The 8,834-nt window shown below is 49.0% G+C and carries 3 protein-coding genes; all 3 read left to right on the forward strand.

Annotation, left to right across the window (positions count from 1 at the left end):
* A partial coding sequence (locus FYJ64_RS11455; RefSeq protein WP_268891426.1) for a SpaA isopeptide-forming pilin-related protein occupies positions 1-2,269 on the forward strand: 2,269 nt, incomplete at its 5' end.
* A 338-nt stretch (positions 2,270-2,607) separates the two neighbouring features.
* The gene (locus tag FYJ64_RS11190) at positions 2,608-5,226 is read left to right on the forward strand and encodes a hypothetical protein (protein WP_154575207.1); all 2,619 of its coding nucleotides are present in this window, start codon (positions 2,608-2,610) and stop codon (positions 5,224-5,226) included.
* 400 nt (positions 5,227-5,626) lie between these two features.
* Positions 5,627-8,834: SHIRT domain-containing protein (locus FYJ64_RS11195; protein ID WP_154575208.1), on the forward strand; the 3,208-nt coding region annotated here is incomplete at its 3' end.

Genomic DNA, 8,834 nt, shown 5'->3' on the forward strand with positions numbered 1-8,834 from the left:
TTCTGCAGTACCGGAAGGAACTGCGGAGCTTCGGGATGCCTGGCATCCGACGGATTCGCCGGTCAATGCTGACAGTTCTGCGGCAAACCGGTGGCAGATCGTGTCAGGAAATTACTTCGATGGCAGGCAGGGGAGCACTACTGAGAAAAGAAACAGCAGCGGAAGTGTTATCGTCAGAAAAAATGTGATTCCGACAGACACGGAAAATGTATTTCAGGTAGCTCTGAAAATCAGGGCCAAGGCCAGCTGGGCAGATGCACTGGACGGAACGCAGGCACGGGTTCAGAACGGAAACAGTGACCATTCATCGAAGGTGGATTATTTCAACGTCCGGCCGACCAGTACTCACAGTGTCAAAATATATGTGTATTATGTAAATGCGCCTGATAATACAAGTGAGAATGCGGTTGCCTCTGGAGTGCAGAGCGGACGGTATAAGGTGGTCTATCGGAAGGCTTATTATGTGAACCCCAGCATCAGCGGAAAAATGTTTCTCTATTTTCGCAATCCGCTGATTGGAATGGGTAATCACGGAGGACAGAAACAGAATATAACGTCTTCCTCCAGATTTTACATTCCCATCGGGACCACAATGGAAAGCTATGATCTCCTTTACCATGCGGCGGTCGCGAAAAACGTGACGGATGCGATGGGAAACGGAATGCAATATATTCCTGGAAGTGTGAAATATAAAACATCGATCCCGGGCGTTTCCGGAAAGACCGCTGTTTCGGCCGTCGGGAATACGCTGACCTGGAGTATTGACGATGATGGGACGATTCCGGTGGGAGAAGACTACAAACTGGTGAAGGATGTCGTTGACGGAAAAACCACTTATTACCGGGAATATGATCTGGTATATAAGGTGCATCTAGATGCGTCTGCGGCAGACTTTGTGGCAGGGAAAACTTACCTGACAAATCAGAATGCGACGCTTCGGTATACCTATGACCCGCGTCCGGAGAGGGAAGACAGTGATTATCAGGATTACGAGCGGGGAAATCTTTCGCTGGAATTTCCGCAGCCCACGGTGAAGGGAACTTTATATAATCTGAAACTGAGGAAGGTTGATCAGAAGACCGGGAAACCTCTGGCAGGCGCAACATTTACATTGAACGGGAGCTATGGCGTCAGCGAGGTGACGCCTGCAAAGTCAGATTACAGTTTGAATGGAGTTACAGATGAAAACGGATACCTGACCTTCGAGAACGTACCGTGGGGCCGCTATTCACTGAATGAGACAGAGGCTCCCTATGGATATAATAAAACCTATAGCGGGCAGAGCTGGAACTTGTGTTATACATCAAATTTCGGAATTCTGACGCCGCAAGACGATGAGTACTGGCTGAAGGACAGTCAGGTCGGAAATAATGGAGAGATCTCCAATAGCCCATGGGTGTCTGCCAAACTGACGATTCAGAAGACTATTGATAACGCGGAGGATATACGATCCGTGAAAGAAAGAGAAACCGCATTTGATATAGTGTTAAAGAATTATGATACATCACGGTTGGTTTTTCAGGACAGTGACGGCAATATCGTTACAAAGGACGAACTCAGAGAACAATTGAAAAACGGAGGAGTAAAAACCTATACAGTTCTCTTGAAAAATGGCAGTGGATCGTTTGATCTTCAGGAGGAGCTTGGAGCCTCAGAGGAGTTGTTTACGTACGCGCGGACAGAAAGTGAAGTATCCGCTGGAAGAGCCGGCGTTACGGCGGTTAACAATGGAGTGCATGTCCAGATTAATGAAGGGGACAACCTGAAACTGATTATACACAATCGCTACAGGACAAAAACGGTGAACATACACAAAACAGATGATACCGGCAGAGCAGAACTGACTGGTGCGAAATTTGCGCTTTATACAGGTAATCCGGAGGATGCCGGAGAAACTCAGGACACTGTTGAACATGGCGGAAAAACATATTATCTGATGCGTGAGGCGGAAACTGACGCAAAAGGAAAAATTGCGCTGAATGGTCTTCCGGCAGGGGACAGAACCTATCTCCTGGTAGAAACTGCGGCGCCAAAGGGATATCAGAAACTTGAGACACCCGTACCGTTTCGCATAAACGGAGACGATATTACGTTAGAATCAGCAGATGTGAACGTGAGCCTGGAAGGGTCGGTTTTTACGATACAGGACCAGCGTCTGTATAAATTGCCTAACGCAGGAGGACCGGGAATATATATATTGATGCTTCTGGGAGGAATGCTGACAGGACTGGCGATCAGCGCCTTGTACAAGAGAAGATATGGGATATAGGGAGAATGCCCGAGAAGGGAACGATAATTCTGTAAAAGAGAATCCGCTGACGGTGAAGTGATGAAAAGGCAATTATGAAGGCAGGAAATAAATTGGTAAAAAATGAAAAAAGAACGTTGCTGACGGTAATTAGTTCTGTAATCGTCAGCAGCTTATTGCTGATCTTGGGGTCGGCATTGCTATTTCCTGCATACGCAGCGAGTACCGGGCTGACCATGACTGTAAAGGCTGTAGGAACTTCACCGTACAGAGCGGGCAGCACTGTTGCACTTACGGTAACATTAAGGAATAATAGCAACAAAGAAGTAGATATAAGCAAATTTACGCTAACGCCTTCAGTGAGCAGATCCGATGTGCTGGCCTATGATTTGGAGTCCGTGAGGATTCCGGATAAAACAAAGGTTCCCAAATATGGTACCTATCAGCAAACCTTTCAGGCTGTTTTGTCTGAAGACGCCCCGTCGGCTGAGGATGTCGTATTTTCTGCGGTATTGAAGAATAGGAATAATGTACAGGATACCTCAGCCAATACAACCTTTTCAGTAGAAGCACTGGAAGGCATCTCCATTACATCGGCAGAGGATCTCGGATCCGTGTTTAACGGCGATCTCTACGTTTCCTTTCGGTATAAGAATTATGATTTCAGTGAAAAAACATATACCTGGCAGCTTGCGGTAAACGGTGAAACACTGAATTCGAATCAGATTAAGTGGATTGATGAGCCGCAGAGAACACTCGTCGCAAAGGAGTCTGAAACGATTCGAATGAAAATTCCGGTTAATGGATTGAAAGCGACATCGGATTCCTACGATGTGACATTGAAGATAACTGATGAAAACCTTTCCGAAGATGAATATACTCTTCACATAGAGAAGACTTCGCTGAATGATGTGATCGGAACGCTTCCGGACGGAGTGACCAGTCTGGATCAGCTGTATTACGGCAGCGTTGCCAATGATGCGGAAGCGCCGTTCCACTCCGCCGCTGAACTGAAAAGTCTACTGACAAACAGCAGCGCAGCATATGCGAAGAGCATCTGGAGTCAGTATCAATATGATTTATATGATCCGAATTTCAGTAAACGCGGCGGCTGCGGTGCGCTGGAGATTACAGAAGGAAGTCTGACAAAGCCGGATTACTCCGACAAATTACTTGCGTCCACAGGGCATACTTATCCAAAGGACGGTGAATCACCGTTTCATATCAATCCGACGGGTAAGATCGTTGCTGTTAAAGGAATGGATTTGAGAGACGGCAATCTGGTGGCTCCGGATGACGGAAATTCCTTCCGCGACCTGAAGAAGAATGCAGGACCCGATGACGGGGATGAAAACACAGAAAGAGAATATACTGTCAATTTAGAGGCTAAAGCAAAACTGAAGATGGTGAAGCCGGTTCTGATGGTTTTTCAGATTCAGACAAGCTGGCAGATGTTTGATCTTCTGCATGCAAACGATCGAGCGTCACTTGTCAACGGCCAGGCGGTTACGGCGGATCTGCTCTCCCTTTATGAGATGAAGAAGGGATTCCTCGATTTTATAAAGTGGGCAGAAAGCGAAGGTGAAGGGAATGTAATGATCAGTATCACGAATTTCCAGCACGGCGGAACTCACAGTATGATTCCGTCGCCGTATTTTACAAATATGTATTCAGAGATTTTGACCGGTCTGTATGGATGGGACAGTTTCGGAGACTGTGAGCATATTCACTACAGCAAGAAGGAACTGGAGAATGCGTGTAATGCGTTGGGTGATGCTTCCAATTTCACTAACTGGACTGATGCAGAGGGACATAAGATATACAACGAGGCGAACGCGGTTTCCATTATAATCGGAGGCGGCTGCGAAAGTGCGGATTTAAAAGACCATCAGTATTTGCTGAAAATCCCCGGTACACAGTATCCGAAAATAAAAGCACAGTTCGGAATCCGGACTAATGCGCCTACCGGGAACGGAGTGACGAACGATATGATTTCCTGGATGGATTACGAAAATCAGTCCGGAAAGTTTAACGGCGGATATTACAAAAGTATTGTTAACCGACAGGAATTCTTTGACACGCTGAAGGACATCTATGAGAAAAGTACGGAAACCGGGAATGCGAGAAATGTTGTGATTGAAGATACGATTACAAAGGAATTCCAGGTAGATCGTGACAGTGTCAGAGCGTATGTCGATGGAAAAGAGCTCTCGGACAGTGACGTGACATTCCGGTTCATCTCTAACGATGACGGAACTACGACGGTTCGCTGTATATATGACAAGGTGCCGAACGGCAAGAAAGTAAAGCTGTCGATTCCTGTTAAAGCACAGGGAAATTATCTGGGAAGCAATAATGTAAAGACGAACAGCGGCACTCCGACGCTGACATATCAGGGCATCTATGATTCGAGTAAAAACTATACCCAGAAGTTTAAAGATACGCCGATGGTAAATGTTCCGATTCGTTATCCGGTTTCTGATGGTGATGATACGACGGTCAGTGCCGGAAGCAAGGTTGATCTTTCAACACTGGCACAGAATAATATTACAAAAGGATTTGAAGAATGGCTGAAAAAATATGACCAGATGGAAGGAACGGTAACCTATCAGTGGATAGATGATAACGGGAATCCGGTAGGAAATCCTGCTGCGTCGTCCGTTACAGAACAGAATCGGAAGCCGCCGTCGGTTCCGTCGGTAGAAGTTGCGACTGATACCGGTCAGGTGGGTGAAACATTGAAATATCACCTGAAGATTACATTTACTCCCGCGGATGTGAAGAACGGCTCTGCAAATAAAAAAGGAGTAAGTGAATTATCCAAAAGCGGGCTGGTGGAGATTCATGTAACAGAGCCTCATCCGGCATATACGCTGCCTAACGCAGGAGGACCGGGGACATACCCGGCGATGCTTCTGGGAGGAATGCTGACAGGCATAGCCTTTTTTGCAGGACGCCGGAAAATGTCTGAGGCATAAAATCGTTATATATTTCATTATCTTATGGTAGTGATTTATATAAAATAATGTTACCGAAGGGTAACATTGAGTCCCTTTCTTAAGGCACTTTAATAGCACACAGCAAGAGTGCGCCGGAATCCCGGCGTACTTTTGCTGTGTATGGAAAAGTAAATTTGGCCGTAAAAGAAAAATGCAGACACTGATTTTCTATCGCCTTTTTGTTAATACAGCCATGTCCTGACCTGCCTTTTTGGGTGTACGTACAGTACAAATTGGGCTTTTTGCTCGGGATTTATTGACAGGAGAAGTTGTGGAGTCTAAAATGAAGAACTATAAGAGTGTGCTATAATTAAAGTAACCACAACGTATTTGACCACTGTAAAGGACCGGTATTTTACGTTGAATTAGGAGAGAGACAATGTTTGACATGAAGCAGAACCTGCGAAAAAAACGCTGGTCAAGACATCTTTTTTGGGTACTGTCACTTTCGCTTATCATTTCTATGATTCCTGCAGCTCCCGCTATGGCGGCGGACACCTCAACCTCCGGGGGCGCGACAGCAGCAGCGACACAGTCGGACGGGAGCGGAACCTCAGATTCCTCTGACAGCAGCGCGGTGCCGTCTGATACGGAAAAGGACAGCACGTCTGCATCTTCTGCATCTTCCGCATCTGATACAAATAAAACGCCTGCGGCTGCGCCGAGAAGGGCGCCGGCTGCAGCAAGAGTGACAGTGACATATAATGCGAACGAGGGAGGGAAATTTACCTCCGGATATAAAAACACCGTCTCTGCCACTGCCGGCAGCACCATCACCTTACCGACAGCAAAGGATGTTTCTCTGTCGGGGGCGCGTCTAGCCGGCTGGTCAACTGGACGGTGGGACAAAACCCCGGCCTATGAACCGGGGGCAGCTTATACGGTGCCTTCGTCGGACGTGAAACTGTATGCGATCTGGCAGAAAACATTTACTTTGGCACCGAATCTCAATCATATGTCAGGATATTATATGGTAGTTGATCCTGCCGGAACGGTGCAGTCGGAAGGCAAACTGGAAGGTCCGACACAGGTTACCGTAACAGTATCAGCAAATGCCAGGGAGTATTTTGTTAATGTATTTGTCAAGCCGGACGCAAATTATCTGATTACCCGTCTGGATACTGCAGATATGAACAACTTCATCTATCCGTTGAGAGCCAACTATCTGGGGCGCCCCGGCAGTTATCTGAAGGAAGAAGATGTCAAACGGATGCAGGACGAGGGCTATGTCGCCACCTTTGGCTGGGGCAGTGGATTTAATAAAGATGGAGACAAACTTTATGCAAATTCACAGGCATTCCAGCCTGTTCCGGAAGCGAAGATTACTCCGGACAAGACTCGGAACCTCAACGAGGGAGATGTGATCACGATGACGGTCACACTGAGAGCCGGCGATATTCTCAACCAGTATTCGGCGGCACTGAGCGGAACTCCTGTCGTCCACATCGGTACAGGCAGCGGCGACAGCGTTGTAGATCTGTCTTTGTCTAATGTGACCTCCTCCGGAAATGACACCTATACCGGCACAGTGCAGTACACCCTGACGGCGGATGACATCGCCAGGGATAAGCTGAGTGCACAGGTAGAGGCGACCTTCAATTACAGCTATAAATTCCCGTACAAAGGTGCGAACGGAACGGCGGCGACTCTCGATACGACGGCCACCATCGATTCGCAGAGTGAAACTGTTACTATCGACGGATACAGCACCCCTCATAAAGTGAGTTATTCCTACACCTATATCGGAGGCGTAACGCCACCGGATACTATCCCCACCTGTCCCGCGGACTCGGCAACCTATTCCAAGGGGAATAAGGTCAATATTGCTGAGTCGCCCGCAAAGGGCATCACTGTTCGCGATGATGCGAACGGCGGGGAATGGAAGTTCCTCGGCTGGTTCCTTTACGATAAGGAAACCAGCGGAACCGTCACCATGGGAGACGACAATCTGACCTTGGAGGGAAGATGGCAGTTCGTTGCGGATCCCGATTCCCTTACCTATGACGCGAACACCAACGGAGAAGCCTATGAGGGCGAGACGGAACCGTCGAAGGGCTTCGTCGGCAATCTGGTGGTCGTGGCGAAGAATGCCTTCAACCGAATCGGATATCGGTTCCTGCACTGGAATACGCAGGCGGACGGAAAGGGTACGCGTTATCTGGCTGATGTTGACCGTTACAAGCTGACGCCGGGAACGGATATTCTCTATGCCCAGTGGGAGAAGGCTCGGCACGTGACATATGCGTTGTTCTACAAAGGTGCGGACGGAATCGACACTTCCGCGTATCCGGCAGCGATTACGGCAGTTCCGCAGGATGCAAAAGACTACTACACGAATGATTCCGTCACGGTTTCCACAGATCCGGCGCAGCGCACAGTCGATGACCCGGACAATCACGGAACCTGGACGTTTGAAGGCTGGATGAATGGAACGCTGGCAGCCGGTGAGAAACTGACAATAGGAACCGACAATATTCAGCTGACCGGAACCTGGACATTTACGCCGTATGATAAACTGACCTATGACGGAAACGGCGCGGACAGCGGCTCAGTCGCCACAGCAGAAGCAGCTTCCGGAACAGATGTTACTGTTGTTGAAAACGGCTTTACCCGCAGCGGATATCGTTTCATCGGCTGGAACACCAAAGCCGGCGGGAACGGTGGAGAATATAAGCCGGGCGACAGCTACACTCTGAAGGACGGAACGGACGATGTCCTGTACGCCCAGTGGGAGAAGGCCCTCAGCGTAAGTTACAAGCTGACTTACAGCGGAGCGGACAAGCTGGACGCGGACAAATACCCGGCAGCAGTGAAGAAGGCACCGGAAGACACGAAGGAATACTACAAGGGCGACACGGTCACAGTATCCACAGATCCGGCAGACCGGACGATTGATGATCCGAACAATCACGGAACGTGGACCTTCGGTGGCTGGCAGACCGGTGGGAAAGATGCCGGAAAGACCGTCACCGTGGATGCGAAAGACATTACGCTGACCGGAACCTGGACATTTACGCCGTATGATAAGCTGACCTACGACGGAAACGGCGCGGACAGCGGCTCAGTCGCCACAGCAGAAGCAGCTTCCGGAACAGATGTTACTGTTGTTGAAAACGGCTTTACCCGCAGCGGATATCGTTTCATCGGCTGGAACACCAAAGCCGGCGGGAACGGTGGAGAATATAAGCCGGGCGACAGCTACACTCTGAAGGACGGAACGGACGATGTCCTGTACGCCCAGTGGGAGAAGGCCCTCAGCGTAAGTTACAAGCTGACTTACAGCGGAGCGGACAAGCTGGACGCGGACAAATACCCGGCAGCAGTGAAGAAGGCACCGGAAGACACGAAGGAATACTACAAGGGCGACACGGTCACAGTATCCACAGATCCGGCAGACCGGACGATTGATGATCCGAACAATCACGGAACGTGGACCTTCGGTGGCTGGCAGACCGGTGGGAAAGACGCCGGAAAGACCGTCACCGTGGATGCGGAAGACATTACGCTGACCGGAACCTGGACATTCACGCCGTATGATAAGCTGACCTATGACGGGAACGGCGCGGACAGCGGCAAGGTTGCCGGAG

It is taken from the genome of Hornefia butyriciproducens (assembly GCF_009695915.1).
GTDB classification, from domain to species: domain Bacteria; phylum Bacillota; class Clostridia; order Peptostreptococcales; family Anaerovoracaceae; genus Aminicella; species Aminicella butyriciproducens.